The 17,442-nt window shown below is 36.7% G+C and carries 14 protein-coding genes; 6 read left to right on the top strand and 8 right to left on the bottom strand.

The features are described from left to right. Positions 1-45: 45 nt before the first annotated feature. The 3 genes from AB3I20_RS10170 to AB3I20_RS10160 form a co-directional block, all read right to left on the bottom strand. On the bottom strand, positions 46-342 hold the full coding sequence (locus AB3I20_RS10170; RefSeq protein WP_075490949.1) for a hypothetical protein: 297 nt from the start codon (positions 340-342) through the stop codon (positions 46-48). 175 nt (positions 343-517) lie between these two features. Then, on the bottom strand, positions 518-1,225 hold the full coding sequence (locus AB3I20_RS10165; RefSeq protein ID WP_368027272.1) for a DUF4811 domain-containing protein: 708 nt from the start codon (positions 1,223-1,225) through the stop codon (positions 518-520). Then, positions 1,222-2,700: an MDR family MFS transporter gene (locus tag AB3I20_RS10160; protein WP_067481423.1), complete on the bottom strand. Its 1,479-nt coding sequence runs from the start codon at positions 2,698-2,700 to the stop codon at positions 1,222-1,224. The genes AB3I20_RS10165 and AB3I20_RS10160 overlap by 4 nt, the downstream gene beginning before the upstream one ends. A 138-nt stretch (positions 2,701-2,838) precedes the next feature. Here AB3I20_RS10160 and AB3I20_RS10155 point away from each other — a divergent pair, with 138 nt between their 5' ends. Further along, positions 2,839-3,312: a MerR family transcriptional regulator gene (locus tag AB3I20_RS10155; RefSeq protein WP_067481425.1), complete on the top strand. Its 474-nt coding sequence runs from the start codon at positions 2,839-2,841 to the stop codon at positions 3,310-3,312. 106 nt (positions 3,313-3,418) lie between these two features. On the opposite strand, the gene xylB is transcribed toward AB3I20_RS10155, so the two are convergent. Beyond that, positions 3,419-4,933 carry a xylulokinase gene (xylB, locus tag AB3I20_RS10150; protein ID WP_368027271.1) on the bottom strand — a complete coding sequence of 505 codons (1,515 nt, stop codon included), beginning with the start codon at positions 4,931-4,933 and terminating at the stop codon, positions 3,419-3,421. Between the two features lie 165 nt (positions 4,934-5,098). Beyond that, positions 5,099-6,253, bottom strand: a complete 1,155-nt coding sequence (locus AB3I20_RS10145; RefSeq protein ID WP_095803398.1) for a class C sortase — start codon at positions 6,251-6,253, stop codon at positions 5,099-5,101. Between the two features lie 159 nt (positions 6,254-6,412). Here AB3I20_RS10145 and AB3I20_RS10140 point away from each other — a divergent pair, with 159 nt between their 5' ends. Further along, complete coding sequence (locus tag AB3I20_RS10140; RefSeq protein ID WP_368027270.1) at positions 6,413-8,080, top strand: hypothetical protein; 1,668 nt, start codon at positions 6,413-6,415, stop codon at positions 8,078-8,080. A 200-nt stretch (positions 8,081-8,280) separates the two neighbouring features. Here the strand turns inward: AB3I20_RS10140 and AB3I20_RS10135 are convergent, their stop codons facing one another. From AB3I20_RS10135 to AB3I20_RS10125, 3 genes are all read right to left on the bottom strand, one after another. Beyond that, entirely contained in the window at positions 8,281-8,556 is a 276-nt protein-coding gene (locus tag AB3I20_RS10135) for a hypothetical protein (RefSeq protein WP_071868616.1), read from the bottom strand. 446 nt (positions 8,557-9,002) lie between these two features. Beyond that, positions 9,003-9,833, bottom strand: coding sequence for an endonuclease/exonuclease/phosphatase family protein (locus AB3I20_RS10130; RefSeq protein ID WP_368027269.1), 831 nt, complete (start codon positions 9,831-9,833; stop codon positions 9,003-9,005). A gap of 36 nt (positions 9,834-9,869) precedes the next feature. Beyond that, a complete protein-coding gene (locus AB3I20_RS10125; RefSeq protein ID WP_270492897.1) occupies positions 9,870-12,038 on the bottom strand; it encodes a PTS transporter subunit IIBC in 2,169 nt (722 codons plus the stop codon). A gap of 291 nt (positions 12,039-12,329) precedes the next feature. Between AB3I20_RS10125 and AB3I20_RS10120 the strand changes: the two genes are divergently transcribed. The 4 genes from AB3I20_RS10120 to AB3I20_RS10105 are packed head-to-tail and all read left to right on the top strand — an operon-like array spanning position 12,330 to position 17,320. After that, on the top strand, positions 12,330-14,624 hold the full coding sequence (locus tag AB3I20_RS10120) for a glycoside hydrolase family 65 protein (RefSeq protein WP_071868613.1): 2,295 nt from the start codon (positions 12,330-12,332) through the stop codon (positions 14,622-14,624). Further along, positions 14,617-15,282 carry a beta-phosphoglucomutase gene (gene pgmB / locus AB3I20_RS10115; protein WP_095803393.1) on the top strand — a complete coding sequence of 222 codons (666 nt, stop codon included), beginning with the start codon at positions 14,617-14,619 and terminating at the stop codon, positions 15,280-15,282. The genes AB3I20_RS10120 and pgmB overlap by 8 nt, the downstream gene beginning before the upstream one ends. Then, positions 15,275-16,282 carry an aldose epimerase family protein gene (locus AB3I20_RS10110; RefSeq protein ID WP_075490962.1) on the top strand — a complete coding sequence of 336 codons (1,008 nt, stop codon included), beginning with the start codon at positions 15,275-15,277 and terminating at the stop codon, positions 16,280-16,282. Before pgmB ends, AB3I20_RS10110 begins: the two co-directional genes overlap by 8 nt. 24 nt (positions 16,283-16,306) lie before the next feature. Continuing rightward, positions 16,307-17,320, top strand: coding sequence for a LacI family DNA-binding transcriptional regulator (locus AB3I20_RS10105; RefSeq protein ID WP_368027267.1), 1,014 nt, complete (start codon positions 16,307-16,309; stop codon positions 17,318-17,320). Positions 17,321-17,442 lie beyond the last annotated feature (122 nt).

The raw sequence follows: 17,442 nt of genomic DNA, 5'->3' as shown, positions 1-17,442 counted from the left end.
ATCAGCGCTGATTTCAACTGCTTTTTTTATTTGTTTTTCAACTATTCACAGCTTTGGAATACTATCTTGTCCCTTATGCCAAAGTTCTTCTGCAGTGTAGCGATCGGTTTCATTCAACACAACCGTTCCATCTGGTTGAATTTCAGCTTTACTCCCAATCCACATATTTGTCGTTGTTCCTAAAAGGTTTTTACGTACCCCTTTGCTGTTTAGTTTGAAAGCATCTCCGAGATCTTCAACCCAGTGTGATTTTAGGTATTTGGTCTGACCATTATCAAAATCTACTTTCAAAATATTGGCTACATTTTCCACTTTGATTGCTTTCGGTATCTGTTCTTCCATTACTACTCCTCCAATCTTTTTTCAGATATCCCCCACACCGCAAAAAAGAAAGCGCTATCTTACACTAGTTTAACACGTTAGAAATCTTCCTACAATCACTCAAAAAAATAGACTAGAACCTTTACAGGTCCCAGCCTATTTTTCAAACAGTTGGTCAAACAACTGTTTTTGTCATTTATTTTTCTTTCACTTCTTGAATCAATTTGGCAAATGCTTCTTGTTGATAAGCAGCTGTCAATTTCTTGGTTAGCGCCTCTTGCTCAGATTGATTCATTTGTGGATTATTCATCATCGCTTGTTTCAAGCCGTCCTGAACATAAGCTTTTGCTTCACTTTCCATGGTACCTTGACGTTCTTTGGAAAGTTTAGCTAATTTTTCTGCTTGATCTGTACTTAAAGTAATCCAGTCTTTTGGTAACTTAAACGTATTGACGCGTTTGTCAAATTCGTGATCATTATCTGCTAAATTAAACCAAAATTTATAATGGTCGTTCTTGTATACCCAGTAAGTCGTTTTTGTGACTTTTTCAGCAGCTCCAGTGGTTGTTTCTACTTTGTTCGTTACATTGTCTGTTCCAGTAGCTGTTGGTTTTTTCTGACTGTCTTTGGTTTTATACAAGTAGATTTTTTCAGTGCCATCACCAAGTTCTTTATAAAGTAGCAGATTGGCACCCGAATCAGCACTAGAAACAATTTTTTTCGTTGTTGTTTCCGTCACTCTTTCCATTCCAAAATGGTTAGAAACATTCGCTACAATCAATCCTAAAGCTCCAACAAAAACGGCACCAAAGATTAATGAAAGGACTGTTTGCCATGCTTTTTTGGCAAAAACATTAACCAAAGCAAAGGCAAGTAAACTAATAATTAAAACACCAATTATCATGCTTGATCCCCCTTCACTGAAAGTTCTTTAAGTGGTTCTTTTTTCTTTAAGAAGAAAGCAATGACAAAACCAATGATTCCAAAAATAATCGCAACAACAAACGCAGCATGATAGCCAGATAAAGTTGCATTGATTGCTTGATCTTTATAAGCCAACGGTGTTGCTTTTAATATTTCTTTGTCAGGTAAATTATCTTTTGTAACATTGGTCAAGACACTAATCAAAATCGCTGTCCCAATAGAACTTGCAATTTGACGGAATGTATTATTAACTGCCGTACCATGGCTAATCAAATTATTTGGTAAAGCATTCATTCCTGAAGTTGTAACTGGCATCATAACCATTGAAATACCAAACATCCGAATCGCATATAAAATCACGATATAAACAATTGGTGTTGTTTCTGTTAAAAATGCAAATGGTGCAGTGGCAGCAGTTAAAATAAACATACCCGTGATAGCTAAGCGTTTCGCACCATGCTTATCAAAAATCATCCCTGTGATTGGCATCATCGCTCCCATGATCAATGCACCTGGAAGTAGCATCAATCCTGAGTGGAAGGCTGATTCTCCACGAATATTTTGAATATATAATGGAACAACCATTTCAGCACCAACCATCGCCATGTTCGTTACACCAGCTAAAATGGCTGCAATGGTGAAAGTTGCTGATTTAAAGACACGAAGCTCTAAGAATGGATGTTCTAGACGTAACTGACGTAATGAGAATAAGATAATAAAAATTATCCCAACAATCAAGAAACCAATTACTTGGACACTTCCCCAACCTTCATTACCTACACTAGAAAATCCATAAAGCAAACTACCAAATCCAATTGTTGATAGAATTGCTGAAAGTATATCAATACTTGGATTAGATAACGGAATTACGCTCTTCATCAAGAAGATTGCCAAGACTAAAACCAAAAGAACAATTGGAATAATCATTCCAAATAAATCACGCCATTGGTAATTATCAATGATATAACCGGATAATGTTGGTCCTAATGCTGGTGCAAGTCCAATAACAATTCCAGACATCCCCATGGCCGAACCTCTTTTTTCTGGCGGGAATATCGATAACATAATATTTTGCAATAATGGCATTGAAACACCAACACCTGCAGCTTGGATTAAGCGACCAATCAACAATGTTGAAAAGTTAGGTGCGATATAACAAGTAATCGTTCCAATTAAAAACACAGTCATCGCTGAAAGGTATAAGCTTCTTGAGCTGAACTTGTTAATCAGCCAAGCTGTAATTGGGATCATGATCCCATTCACTAATAAGAATCCGGTTGTTAGCCACTGTACATCGGAAGCTGTAATATCAAAAGCTTTCATCAATGTAGGAAAAGCTGTTGTCAACAGCGTTTGATTCAAAACGGTACAAAAGGTACCAATTAGTAAAACAACCACTAATAATGAGCGGTTATATGGTTTGCCGTAAATATCTACGGGCTGTTTTTTACTCATGTGTCTCCTTCTTTCTAATTATTTTTGCGAAATCACTAGAATACTTTATTCCTAATCAGATAATTTGTCAATCTGCTTGACACGGAAGTCAACAAAAGTATAATTAAGGAAAGAAGAAGGTCAAAAGGAGTGACAAAAATGATTTATAACCACCTCAAAGAACTATTAAAAAATGATCATTTACTTGTTGGTATTAGTGAACTTAGTGAACTTGTTGGTGTTTCTCCACGTCAATTGCGTTATTGGGAAACGAAAGGTTTTATTCAATCTGTCGAAACCGATTCCACTGGGCCAAGAAAATATCGTTTGCCTACAGTTGCTAAGGTTGAAATTATCAAACAATACTTAGATGAAGGATATACTTTGACGAAAGCTGTTGAAAAAGCAACTGCTCATATTCAAAAAATGCATCATGTTCGTAAAGTTTTTTCAAAATGTATCAAAGAAATCGAATTATTCGATCAACGTTATACAGCGATTTCATTTGGGGATTTCAAAGAAGATGACTCTCAAATTTATATTATCCATGATGATGAAACAGATGAATTAACGTACAAAATCGTCCCTGTAGCTGAAAACGTAGACATTAAAGAACTAATTAGAGAAGCTTAGTCTTCGATCGCTCAAAATAAATTTCAAAAATTTGAAACACTCATTTTCTTCTTCAACTCAATTTATTTTGAGCACAATTAAGTGAGTGGTTCTTTTTTTTGCTTTTTTATTCTTCTTCCACATTCTCATCGTCAAATGCACGCAATTCATGACTTATCACCTTTGTCTGACCATAAACTTGTTGATAAATCGAATAAATTTTTTGATATGTTCGAACATTTTCGGTGATTGGTGTTGCTACTTTGTGATAACTCACAAAGCTTTTTGCACAAATTTCCAGTGAGTCAAACCAACCAACACCCACTGCTGCAATCATTGCAGCACCCATACTTGGTCCTTCTTCAACAGCCAAGGCAAAAATTTCTGCATCAAAAACATCCGCTTGAATCTGTGCCCATTCTTTATTTTTAGCACCTCCTCCCACAGAAATAATTTCAGTGAACGTTTTTCGTAGCATTTTTTCAAGCAATACCTGAACATCTTTCAAGGAAAAAGTAACACCTTCTATCACCGCACGCATAAAATGTGAAAATGTATGCTTCGTATCAATCCCTAAAAAGCTCCCTCTAATTTGTCCATCTGGATAAGGTACCCTTTCTCCAACAATATATGGAGTAAAGAGCAACCCATTTGCTCCTGGCAAAACCTTTTCAATTCCTGATAAAGCTTCTGGAAAGCTCTTCTCTTGAGCAAACGTCTGTTTCATCCACTGCAAACTATACCCTGCCGCTAAAGTAACACCCATCAAATAACAGCTAGCAGGAACTGCATGATTGAACCAATGAAGCTCCCCAGTGACTGGTTCCTGCCCCTCTCCACAAGTCAAAAATACGCCCGACGTACCAATACTTACTAAGCCTTTTTCTGAGGAAAAAATCCCCGCACTTAACGCTGCACAAGCGTTGTCCGCCGCGCCAGCCATAACTTTTACTTTTGGACTAATCTTTACATCGCCTAAAGACTCGGGCAACAACGTCCCAACACACTTTAATGATTCGACTAATGGTGGAAAATATGTGAATGGAATGTCAAAACTTTTTGCCACTTCTTCTGACCAAACTTGTCGTTCGAGATCCAGTAACAAGGTTCCTGCTGCATCTGAAAAATCTATGTGCATTTTTCCAGTTAATCGATATCTAAGATAATCTTTTGGTAATAAAATATGGCGAACTCTCGACCAGATTTCTGGTTCATTTTTCTTTACCCATAATAGTTTTGGAAGGGTGAATCCCTCCAGAACTTGATTTTTCGTAATTTCTAAAAGCTGTTCCCCCAGTTTGTCCTTAATCTGTTCACATTCTCGGCTTGTGCGAACATCATTCCACAAGATAGCTGGACGCAATACCTGCTTCTTTTCATCTAATAATACTAAGCTGTGCATTTGTCCTGAAAAACTTATTCCCTTTAGATTTTCGCTAAAATTTGCTACTTCTGCTATAAACTTCCTTAACACTTTTTGTAACGCAATGAACCAATCATCTGGATTTTGTTCACTCCAACCAGTCTGCTTCTGAAAAAAGGAATAATGCTCACTCGCACAAGCGATTACCTTGCCAGCTTTATTTGTCACAATTCCCTTTAACGAACTCGTTCCTAAATCAATCCCTACCACATATTCCATCAAAAACACTCCATTCTTTATTCTCTCTAACTGACAGCTTTCGATCCCCTTCATCATGTAGTTACGTCTTTTTTTATTTTTGTGTGTCAAAAAGTAAATTTTTTTACAAAAAAATGCTGGAACAAATAATGTGCCCATCACTTGTCCCAGCTTTTTATTTTGATTTTATTCGACGATAAATTTTCGCTTACCAATTGCTAACTGTTTAACTCTTTTTCTTCTACTAATGAATAACATAGCTGATTCCTTCTTCTTTTTCACACCAAACTTAATCCTGCCGTCGTTATGGGAGACATCTACTAATTGATATTGTCCACCTGGCAATTGCTTAAATTCTACCCGTCCAAATGGATCACTCGTTGCTTCAACAGGTTCTCCCTCTCTAAAAACAAGTCGTCCTTTTTGCATTAAACGAAAAGTAGTTTCTGTTATTGGCGCCTCAGACGTATCAAGCACAGTAAAAGAAAAATCAAATATTTTTTTACTCAATTGATGGTGATAAACTAAACGATAGGCTAAATAAATTAAGGCTAACGTGGCAACAAGCACACCAACCAGAATCAAAACATACCGTAAAACTCGCCATTGATTTCCTTTTGATTCAGTTGCCTGCACTGCTTCGTTGTAAGGAATGCGGTACCCCGTCACTAATAAACGATGGGAATTAACCATATAAGGTGTACAAGTTAACAATGTAACCAGATCTCTGCCTTCTTGAATCGTTAAGGACGAAGTATCATCTGGCATTACCACTTCAATCGCATCGACTTGATAAGCTAATTTTTTGTCTAAGACAGTTAAGATAAACTGATCACCAATTTTTAATTCTTCTAAATCAGTAAAAAACAAGCGATTGGGTAAGCCTGAATGTGCGGAAATAACCGAATGTGTTGACTTTCCGCCGGTAGGAAAAGAGGTTCCCTGTAAAACTCCTGCACCAATTTCTAAAACATCAGTAGTTGTTTCATCGTAAAGTGGCAAATTGATGTTGATTTTAGGAATATTGATACTGCCAATCAATTCGGCTTGCGTGCTCTCTACCTTTTTTTCATCTTTAAAAGGATCTGCACCAGGATTGAGCCCGTTTTTTTGTAAACGTTCGTTCTCCGCTGTCATTTTTTGTTGAAAGGCATTCGTTTTTTCGACAGATTTCTTTTGCGCCTGTTCAATTCTCTTTTGATCAATCAATCCATTCAAAGAATCAACATAAAAAGGGTAGAGGGCTATCAGCAACCCAACGAGAATCAACAATAACATCGTTATTTTCAGGAATAGCTTTTTTATATTTTGTTTTCTTTGAGTTGGCTTTTCATTTTTCATACACACGCCTCCTTTGGTACCCTTTTCATTTATCATTACATAGTTAATAACCTTTTTCAACAATAGACAGTTGTTTCAATTTCTTTTCGAAATTCTTGCCTCCATTTTCAATTGGTTTTATCATAGAACTAATTCATTCAAATGAAAGGAGATTTCCCTTTGAAAAAAATCAGACCTTTTATGGTGATTGGCTTGATTGCGTTTATTTTTATTCTTCCACATTTGTTCACACACCAACTGATTCTTGGTGCAGATGCTTCGTTTCATTATAATCGCTTTTATGAAACAGCTCAGCAAATTAAAAACCATAATTTTCATTACTTTATTTCCGTTTACGGATTCCAACAAAGCGGCCGGATTGTCAACGCTGTTTACGGGCCATTTTTTGCTTATTTTCAAGGATTACTTGTACTGATTTCTGGAAGTTGGTTCCATTATCAGATAGTTTCTAATTTTATTTTGTATTTGATCGCTGGTTGCTCTATGATTACTTTGTTGAAGTATGCAAAAATAGCGGATTTGATTGCTGTACCAACTGCTGTCATTTTTATGAGTACTTATTCTATACAGTATTGGACAATCAATCAAGGATTTACTAGCTGGGGAACAGCCTTTTTGCCTTTATGTTTACTACCAATCGTTGATTTTATCGTTAATAAAAAGTTTCCTTTGAAAAAAGTAGCTGTTTCCATAGCTTTAATGACTCAGATTCATTTACTTTCAACTATCATGCTTATTTTAATGTACGTGCCTTTTTATGTAGCTTTCTTTTTTTCGCAAACCGATCGAGGAAATCAATTACTACAACTTGGAAAATCAATTTTACTTTACTTTCTTCTCACTGCGAATATCTGGGTTAGTCTACTAATTGTGTACTCTGGAAATGACATTTTAGCACCGTTCGTTAATAAAAACATGAGTGAAAAGGCAATTAATCTCGGTGGAAATTATTGGTTACACTATCCAAGAATATTTCCTATTATTTTAGCTATAGGTGTTCTGTTACTAGTTTTATTCCGAAAAAAGTTAACTTTCTTTGATAAATTACTCTTTGGGACAAGTTTGTTTTTCTTGTTACTCTCAACCAGTCTGGTACCTTGGACGACCCTGATAACAAAGGGTGTCCCTTTTATTCGTTTGATCCAATTCCCTTTTCGTTTTTTCGTGCCCTTCACGGTACTGTTCTTACTACTCCTTGCATTGGTCTTCAGCCATTGGCATTCCCAAAAATGGTTAAAGGTAATCGGTGTATCTTTGGTAATTATTTGTACTGTTCAAACTATTCAAACACTCTCTAGTCACTTAGCCCAGTGGGAACAAACAAAATTTGTCAGCAGACATACTTATTTATTTGAAGACCAAGCTACCACCAGGAAAACATTTTTTAATAAAGATTTAGAAACTAGTTTATTTGCTTTTCAAAAAACAACGCCAGATTATCTACCAATCTATCAAGAAACTAGTGCAAATAAATATGACCGTTATAGTCAAGACATTCTAGATAATGAAACAAAATATATCAAGAGCTATTCCGACGGTGCTTTAACTGTTACGTGGAAAAACACGGGTACCCAAACAGTAAAACTGCCAATTATTGTCTACGATCGAACAAAATTAGTTCGAAATGGCCATACAATTACAGACTATCAATTAACTGATATTGGTACGCCAATCATTAAGCAACACAAAGGAATCAATAAAGTAACAGTTCATTACTCACCACCGTTTTATTTTTATTTTTCTTTCGTTGTCTCCCTTGTTACTTGGGGAATCTTATTATTGTTTTTTGGGTATCAAGTATATAGATCCTTCCGCAAAAGCAAATAAACAGTTAGGAAATTTTTTTAAATAAGAAACTATTCTCATGTATAACAACTGAATCAAAAAACACCCCTATGATAGCTGACATTCTCAGCTATCATAGGGGTGTTTTGAGTCAATCGTCTAATTTTATGCCAAGTAAAACGACGTTTAATCCTGTAAAAAGCCAGTCATTTTATAGGTGGCGAAATAAGTAAACCACTACTTCATTTTCTTCGTCTCCTTCCCAAAGCAAATAAAACTGCAATAATAATCAAAATGATTCCTGCTACGACCAATTCAATATAAACATTTTCTCCAAAGGACGCGATGGATTGTTTCCCTTCACTCTCAATCAAGTTTTCTTTACTAGATGAGGGATAACTAGCCGAACTTTCTTCCACCTTGCTCTCTACAGATGACTCATCAGTCGTTTCTTCTGTTTCCGGAACATAAAATTTCACTTTACCTTTTGTATCCGTAGCAACCAATAGATTATGCATTCACTACTCCCTCCTTCCAATTTATGAAAGCTTCCTCTCATTCAAAGTCTTACCAGTTTTTTATCTTTTGACTACTGCAAAACCTCCACTTAAAATAAAACGTTATTGTTTAACATAGACAAACTTCTTTTAAAACGATAAAAAGTCCCTTAACCTATGACTCAACTAAACCAACCTGAAATGCTCACTACTCACAGTTACTCTACGTCCTTCGAGAGCATTTTTTTTGCATACATATTCTATTTTATGTATTAAATTTACCATACACACGAAGAAAGAAATATCTTTATGCTCATAGATTATTCTTAGTTTTATACTCTAAAAACAACGTCTTAAAGCTAGCTCTGCGAAAAAAACAACGCACAAAAAAACTACCGACCAAAGGTTTCTAGTCAGTAGTTTATTTGTTATTGTTTCTTGTTTCATTTCATCAACGCGTGTGCTGCTTAAAATTTAGTAATTTCTATTTCAACACCAAAATGATCACTAACAACTGGCGCATTTTTACCATCAAATACGACTTGGTGTGCGTCAACAGTACTAGTTGCCGGAACAAAAATATAATCAATTCTTAGTTTCCGAGTATTTTCTTTCCAACCATCAATGGCTTGCTCTACCGTTGCTTCACCGCTCTTTACTTTTGCTATAGAATAGCTATCTCTTAGAGCAAGTGGACTTTTTTCAACGAGTGAGTAGCCTGCTTCTTGCGCTGGATTATTAAAATCACCAAGTAAGAAAAGGGGATTAGTTTCTGTTAATAATCGTTTTTCTAACTGATGCCATTCGAAAGCAAAGCCAGAATTTTCATCCTGCCACCAAGAAAAGTGAGTACTTACGACGCAAATTTCTTTTCCTTGGAATAACGTATTGCCAATCAGTAGTTTTCTCGTTCGATAATCTTGATAATTACTTGTTTCAGACACAACAATTGCTTCACTTGTCAAAGGATTTTTTGAAAGCAGAGCATTTCCTTCTTCATAAATATCATAGCCAATATGACTCATGTCCCAGCTCCAATAATAGGTCCGCCCTTTCATTGCCAACTTTTTGACTAAACAATAAGCAAAGTTATCTTCATGAATACTTTTTTGCCCACTTACTGGGCAAAAACCAATAAGCTCACTTTGAGAAACAATAACTGAATCCACTAATTGATTCACTTCTTGTAATGCAATCACCTCATAATCAGCTTCGATAATTTTCTCAACTAATTGTTGTAACTTTTGTTCAGCCTCTTTTTCTAGCCAGCTATGTGTATTTAGTGTGAGCAAATTCATTTGTCTGACTCCTTTTTTATTCCACAGATTTTCCCTTTAAATATGGATAGTTCCAACCACTTCATTCGCTTGAACATTTCCAAAACGTGGGATTTCTAACGTTTCAATTTTATCACTGTTAGTAAAAACTACCATAATTGTTTTTTCTTTACCCGCTTTTTCGACAACAGCTAGATTCATCGATGCAAGTTTTGTTCCTGCAGTAACTGTTTGTCCTTCTTTAACAAAAACTTCAAAAGCTGTTTCCGTTAATTCAACTGTATCAATCCCCATATGAATTAAGATTTCAATGCCGTCTGCTGTCTGCAAGCCCATTGCGTGTTTGCTTGGGAATATACTAATGACTTTCGCATCAACTGGTGCTACAACAGTTTCTTGTGCTGGAATAATAGCTAATCCTTCACCCATCATTTTTTGAGAAAATACAGGATCATCAACATCTTCTAGCGCAATCAGTTCTCCTGTTGCTACCGCATGAATCGCTTGCTCTTTGCCTAAAAAAGTCGTTTGTTCTTCTGTTGAACTTACTAGATTATTTTTTGGTAAAGGAATAGTTGCACCAGATTGTAACAAATCTTCAATATCAGATTTCAAAACATCTGCTTTTGGTCCATAAACGGCTTGCACTCCATTGTCTTTTACAATCAATCCCATTGCTCCAGCACGTTTCCAAGCATCTTCTGCTCCGACCTTTTCGCGATCATTGACACTCACACGTAAACGAGTCATACATGCGTCTACTTCACTAATATTTTCTTTACCACCTAACAAATGAATGATTTGAATAACTTGTTCGCTTGCTACACCTTCACTTGTAGTTGCCGTTTCCGTTGCTTCCCCGCCGTCATTGTCATAATTTCCATTACGTCCAGGTGTCGCAAAATTGAATTTTTTGATTAAAAAGTTTGCTAAGAAATAAGTTCCTACACCAAACACTACGACACACAGAACAAAGTTAAGTAGATCGCCACCTAATCCTGCCTTGATCGCTAATGGTGTCCGTGTCAATAACTCAATATTCCCAAAAGAATGTACTCGTAATGGCAAGATATCTGCCATTGCAAAAGCTGCCCCTTGGATAAAAGAATACACAATATATAAAGGCATTGCTGCAAACATAAACATGAACTCAAGTGGCTCTGTCACACCTGTCAAGAAAACTGCCAATGCTGCTGAGAAATACATTGATTTATATTTTGAGCGTTTGTCAGCATCCACATTACGATACATTGCCAAAGCCAAGCCCATTAAAATACCAGACGAACCAATCATTTGTCCGACTTTAAAACGTGCAGGTGTCCAATTTTCTAATACAAAAGCATATTGTGATGTGTCACCAGCACCTTTAAGGTTGACTAAGTCCGTTGCCCAAGCAAGCCATAATGGATCTTGACCAAATACTTGAGTTCCAGCTTGTGCACCAGATAAAATTTCATACGTTCCGCCCAATTGTGTGTAATTGATTGGAATCGTTAACATATGATGCAAACCAAAAGGTAAAAGTAATCTTTCAAGTGTTCCGTATAAGAATGGTGCTAAAATTGGCGCACTATCTTGTGATTGAGCAATCCATAGACCAAAGTTATTAATCCCTGCTTGGATATTTGGCCACACAATAGCAAGAATCAAAGCAACAATTGTAGACCATAAGATTACAACAAATGGGACAAAACGTTTCCCATTGAAAAATGATAATGCATCAGGTAATTTTCGATAATTGTAATATTTATTGTAAGCCATCGCACCAACAAATCCGGCGATAATCCCAACAAAAACCCCCATATTTAAAGCAGGCGATTCTAAAACACTAGTGAAGAAACCTTTAACCATGATTTTTGTACCAAATAAGGTATGAGTAAATGCCTCTTCATTCGCCAACATATCAGTAGTAACACCAAAAATTGCTCCAGTGATTCGATTGATTAATACAAATGAAATCCCTGCAGCAAATGCACCGCCTGCACGATCTTTTGCCCAACTACCTCCAATAGCTAATGCAAATAAAAGATGTAGATTTCCAATAATTGCCCAACCAATACTCTCAACTACACCACCAGTTGTAACTAGTGGTGCAAAATCTGGATTGATTAGTGGTAGTGACTTCCCAATACTAATCATTAACCCTGCAGCTGGCATCACTGCAACAACAACCATCAATGCTTTTCCGAATTTTTGCCAAAACTCAAAACTAAATAATTTCTTCATGTTCTCTCTCCTTTACGCAATCGGTTTCGCTACATTACCATTATAGCTTGGGTTTTATTTTTTGTAAATGCTTTATTTTTAATCAGTACCAAAAAAATTTTTCCTACTTCTATTAGTCTCTTTCCCTGCTAATCACATTATTTTTTCAAAATAACCGTAAACGCTCAGTATTCCGTGCTTTTCTCTTACTCCGTTTAAAATAAAAAGATTTCTTGAATTATTTTTATTGACTAACGCAATCGGTTGCGTTTATTATGGACGTATCAATATGAATTATCTAGGAGGCAAATCATGAAACAAATCAAACGTCTTTTTCAAATCGACCCATGGAAAATCAAAACGAATCAACTAAACAAAAATGAACTACGTCTACAAGAGTCCCTTACTAGTATCGGAAATGGTTACATGGGTATGCGTGGCAACTTTGAAGAAAGCTATTCTGGCGACCATCACCAAGGAACATATCTTGCAGGGGTTTGGTATCCGGACAAAACGCGAGTTGGTTGGTGGAAAAACGGCTACCCAGAATATTTCGGTAAAGTAATCAACGCCGTGAATTTTATCGCAATGGATCTACTGATTGATGACCAACCAATCGACTTAGCGACACACCAGCCAGAAGATTTTTATCTAGAATTAGATATGAAGAACGGGCTACTATCACGTCAATTTACGATCACTACTGACACAAATAAAGTACGCTTTTCTTTCGAACGTTTTCTAAGTATATCTAAAAAAGAAGCTGCGTTTATTCACTTGACTGTTGAAATGCTTGAAGGCACAGGTACAATCAAGCTTCGTTCAAAATTAGACGGAGATGTTCAAAATGAAGACAGTAATTATGAAGAACATTTTTGGTTGCCAATAGCAGTCGGTTCAAAAGAAGCGATTGGCTATTTAACTACCGAAACAATCCCTAATAACTTTGGAATTGAAACTTTCACTGTAACTTCTGCCATGCGTCATTTAATTGATGGTGAGCTAGCTTTACCAACATATGAAGAAACTGAATTGACTTTATCAGCAACATTCACCAAAACATTACAAGCTGGCGAATCGTTCACTATTGATAAAGAAGTCATTGTTTTAACCAGTCGCGATGTCGAAAAAGAAAAACAAGTTCAACGAGCAATCGAGATGCTTACTCAGCTTGATCAAACCTATGCACAAGAAAAATCAGATCAAACAGCAGCATGGGCAAAACGTTGGGAACTGGCTGACGTTGTCATCAAAGGTGATGATGAAGCACAGCAAGGAATCCGTTTCAATCTTTTCCAACTATTTTCAACTTATTATGGAGAAGATCAACGATTGAACATCGGACCAAAAGGATTTACTGGTGAAAAATATGGTGGTGCAACTTATTGGGACACTGAAGCTTACGCTGTACCACTTTATTTAGCTTTAGCTAAACCAGAAGTAACAAAAAACCTTTTGAAATATCGTCACAACCAATTGCCACAAGCTATTCACAACGCGCAACAGCAAGGATTAAAAGGCGCACTTTATCCAATGGTTACCTTCACAGGTGTCGAATGCCACAATGAGTGGGAAATCACTTTCGAAGAAATCCATCGAAATGGCGCGATTGCTTATGCTATTTATAACTATACAAATTATACTGGCGATCAAGAATACTTGAAAAAAGAGGGCTTAGAAGTCTTAGCTGAAATCGCACGTTTTTGGGCAGATCGCGTTCACTTCTCAAAACGACAAAATAAATACATGATTCATGGAGTTACTGGACCAAACGAATATGAAAACAATATCAATAACAACTGGTACACGAACACGATTGCTGCTTGGGTCTTACGTTACACAGCTGAAAAGTATTCTGAGTTCAAAAAAGAAGCGACTGCAACGATTTCTGACGAAGAGTTAGCGAAATGGACAGAAATTGCCACAAACATGTACTTCCCGACAGATCAAGAATTAGGAATTTTTGTACAACATGATACTTTCTTAGACAAGGATCTACAACCAGTAACAGCCCTTTCTCCAAATGACTTACCTTTGAATCAACATTGGTCTTGGGATAAAATTTTACGTTCTTGCTTCATCAAGCAGGCAGATGTTTTACAAGGAATCTATTTCTTCAATGATCAATTCACAACTGAAGAGAAACGTCGTAATTTTGATTTTTATGAGCCAATGACCGTTCATGAGTCATCTCTTTCTCCAAGCATCCATGCCATTTTGGCTGCAGAATTGGGGATGGAAGATAAAGCAGTTGAAATGTACCAACGTACTGCACGTTTAGATCTGGATAATTATAATAATGATACCGAAGACGGGCTTCACATTACTTCAATGACCGGCAGTTGGTTAGCGATCGTTCAAGGTTTTGCGCAAATGAAAACAGACCACGAAACATTAAGTTTTGCACCATTTTTGCCTAAAACTTGGGAAGCCTATTCTTTCCATATCAATTATCGGAATCGTTTGATCTCTGTTGTTGTTGATAACAATCAAGTCACTTTCACTTTACTAGAAGGTGAACCGTTAACTTTCGTTGTCTATAACAAAACCTATGAATTAGCAAATACACTATCTCTATCACTTAGAAAGGAAGATGAAAATGTTTAAGGGCGTTTTATTTGACCTAGACGGTGTTATTACTGATACAGCTGAGTATCACTACCACGCTTGGAAAAAACTTGGTGAAGAAATCGGTATTTCAATTGATCGCTCATTCAACGAGCAGTTAAAAGGTGTTAGCCGTGAAGACTCTTTATCTTTAATGCTACGTTATGGAAACAAAGAGAACGATTTTACAGCTGAAGAATTTGCTGAGCTGGCTCAAAGAAAAAACGATTATTACTTGGAAATGATTCAAGCAATTACGCCCAAAGACGTTTATCCGGGAATTTTAGAACTACTAACAGACTTAAAAACAGCGAAGATTAAAATCGCTCTTGCTTCAGCAAGTAAAAACGGGCCTTTCTTACTTCAAAAAATGAACTTAACTTCTTATTTCGACGCAATCGCAGATCCTGAGAAAATTGCTCATGGTAAGCCAGCACCAGATATTTTTTTGCTGGCTGCTAAAGAAGTAGGCTTAACAACAAAAGAATGTCTTGGTATTGAAGATGCGCGAGCTGGAATCCAAGCAATTGTGGCGAGTGGCGCTCAACCCGTGGGCGTTGGTCAAAAGAAAGACCTGGGTGAAAATATTCCAATCGTTTCTGACACAACCGAATTAACACTAGCTTACCTTAAAGAAGTGTGGCGAGAACATGAATAAACCGAACATCCGCGTTACACCAATTACTCACAATTTAAAAAAAATCACTTTGAAGAACGACTTTTTAACAGTCGTTCTTCTCAATTATGGCGCTCGTCTTCATCAAATATTTGCACCTGACAAAGAAGGAAACGTTGAAAACATCTTGTTAAGTTATGATAACTACGAAGATGTTTTAGCTGATAAAAGTTTTTTTGGTGCAACTGTCGGCCCTGTCGCGGGGAGAATCCGCGACGGCAAATGGAAAAATCACCAACTTGAAAAAAACAATAGCACACATCACATTCACGGCGGAACAAATGGCTGGTCTTTTCAATATTGGGACATCGAAATTTTTGAAGAACCTGATGCAATCGGCGTGGTCTTTTATTTAAAAGATACTTTTTCTGGTTACCCAGGCCCAATAAAAGCTACCGTAACGTATCGTTTACAGAATAATCAGCTTGAAATGACCACGAAAACAACCAGTAACGTGACCACCATTACTAATCCAACCAACCATGCTTATTTCAATCTTTCAGGTAATGGACAAAGAGATATTTTAACGCATTCTTTGACGCTAAACACCTTAGGAATGTTGGAGTTAGATTCTGACAAATTACCCACAGGAAATTTACTCGAAGAAAGCGACTTATGTATAAACTTCAAGAAAAAAAATTCGCTAAAACAAATTCTCGATGCTTACCCAGTTGGTTTGGATGATGTTTTTTTATTACGTTATCCTAAAGTAACTAAACCTTCACTTCTTCTAGAAGAAAAGCAATCAGGTAGACAGATGGCTGTAGCAACTTCTAACAAAAGTGTGGTATTATTTTCTACGACTGGTTTTCATGCTGATTTTAAATTGAATGGTCAGAAAATGCATTCAAACTACGGATTAGCTATTGAACCACAGGAAGTACCCGACATCGTTCACTTTCCAGAATGGGGATCTATTACACTACATCCTGGTCAAGAACGCGTTACCCAAACAATTTATCAATTTATGACTACCTCATAGTTACAAGAAAGGCGTGGCAAAATAATGGCTATCACTGTAAAAGATGTCGCAAAAAAAGCAGGCGTTGCTACTTCAACCGTTTCGCGTGTAATCAACGATCACCCAAGCATCTCGGAAACAACCAAGAAAAAAGTCCGTAAAGTGATGGATGACCTTGGCTATGTTCCAAACATGACTGCCAGAAATCTCGGAAAGCGGACATCCAATGCCGTTGGTGTTATTTTGCCCCCACTGGATTCTAAAGAAAGACTTGGCAATCCGTTCTATCTTGAAATTATGGAAGCAATTAATGACGAAGCTCGGCTTTATGACATGACAACAGCGATTGCAACAGCTAAAAGTTTTGAGCTTTTGCTCGAGAACGTCAAACGCATGCACCTCCAAAAGCAAGTTGATGGCTTCATTCTCGTTTATTCAGATAGCGCTGATCCAGTGATTGAGTATTTATACGAGAACCAGATTCCGTTTACCTTGATTGGACAACCTTATCAACATGAAAATAATATTGTTTATGTCGATAACGACAATCAACTACTTGGAAAACAAGCAACCGAATTTTTAATCCAAAATGGGCATCAAAATATCTTATTTGTCACAAATACTACGCATGAAAGTTTATACTTTGAGCGGTATTTTGGTTACCAAAAAGCGCTGATGCTTAATCAATTCCCCACTTTCCCTAGCGTCGTCTTGGAAAAGCCAGAAGACTATCTGACTTTTAATGATACGTTAGCGAAAACAAACGCGACTGCCTTGGTTGTCATTGATGATATTTTTGCACTGCGTACCATGCAGCTTGCAGAAATGTATGGCTACTCTATTCCTGATGATTTGTCAGTAGTGAGCTTTAATAATTCGATTTTTTCAACATTAACGCACCCTTACCTAACAAGTATTGATATCGATATTTCAGAATTAGGTAGAATGGCTATGCAGAAGCTAAGAGAGATCATCCATGATGAATTAAGCAGTGGCGTTCGCATGGTAATTCCTCATAAATTAATTAAACGAGAAACAGTCATTCCATTGGCTGAATAACCAAATAATTGAACAAAATAAAAAGCGTTAGGACGTCCATCCTAACGCTTTTTGAGACTGCGACAAAACTACCAGCCGTTCTTAACACCTTTTTCAATTTAAAGAACGCCTAAAATTAACGT

The sequence above is a fragment of the Enterococcus sp. C50 genome (genome assembly GCF_040887505.1).
Classification (GTDB): domain Bacteria; phylum Bacillota; class Bacilli; order Lactobacillales; family Enterococcaceae; genus Enterococcus_B; species Enterococcus_B thailandicus.
This window is presented reverse-complemented; position numbering and strand designations above follow the sequence as displayed.

Coding starts and splice junctions, on each gene's coding strand:
- AB3I20_RS10170 (WP_075490949.1), bottom strand. CDS start 342: ATGGAAGAACAGATACCGAAAGCAATCAAAGTGGAAAATGTAGCCAAT.
- AB3I20_RS10165 (WP_368027272.1), bottom strand. CDS start 1,225: ATGATAATTGGTGTTTTAATTATTAGTTTACTTGCCTTTGCTTTGGTT.
- AB3I20_RS10160 (WP_067481423.1), bottom strand. CDS start 2,700: ATGAGTAAAAAACAGCCCGTAGATATTTACGGCAAACCATATAACCGC.
- AB3I20_RS10155 (WP_067481425.1), top strand. CDS start 2,839: ATGATTTATAACCACCTCAAAGAACTATTAAAAAATGATCATTTACTT.
- xylB (WP_368027271.1), bottom strand. CDS start 4,933: ATGGAATATGTGGTAGGGATTGATTTAGGAACGAGTTCGTTAAAGGGA.
- AB3I20_RS10145 (WP_095803398.1), bottom strand. CDS start 6,253: ATGAAAAATGAAAAGCCAACTCAAAGAAAACAAAATATAAAAAAGCTA.
- AB3I20_RS10135 (WP_071868616.1), bottom strand. CDS start 8,556: ATGCATAATCTATTGGTTGCTACGGATACAAAAGGTAAAGTGAAATTT.
- AB3I20_RS10130 (WP_368027269.1), bottom strand. CDS start 9,833: ATGAATTTGCTCACACTAAATACACATAGCTGGCTAGAAAAAGAGGCT.
- AB3I20_RS10125 (WP_270492897.1), bottom strand. CDS start 12,038: ATGAAGAAATTATTTAGTTTTGAGTTTTGGCAAAAATTCGGAAAAGCA.
- AB3I20_RS10120 (WP_071868613.1), top strand. CDS start 12,330: ATGAAACAAATCAAACGTCTTTTTCAAATCGACCCATGGAAAATCAAA.
- pgmB (WP_095803393.1), top strand. CDS start 14,617: ATGTTTAAGGGCGTTTTATTTGACCTAGACGGTGTTATTACTGATACA.
- AB3I20_RS10110 (WP_075490962.1), top strand. CDS start 15,275: ATGAATAAACCGAACATCCGCGTTACACCAATTACTCACAATTTAAAA.
- AB3I20_RS10105 (WP_368027267.1), top strand. CDS start 16,307: ATGGCTATCACTGTAAAAGATGTCGCAAAAAAAGCAGGCGTTGCTACT.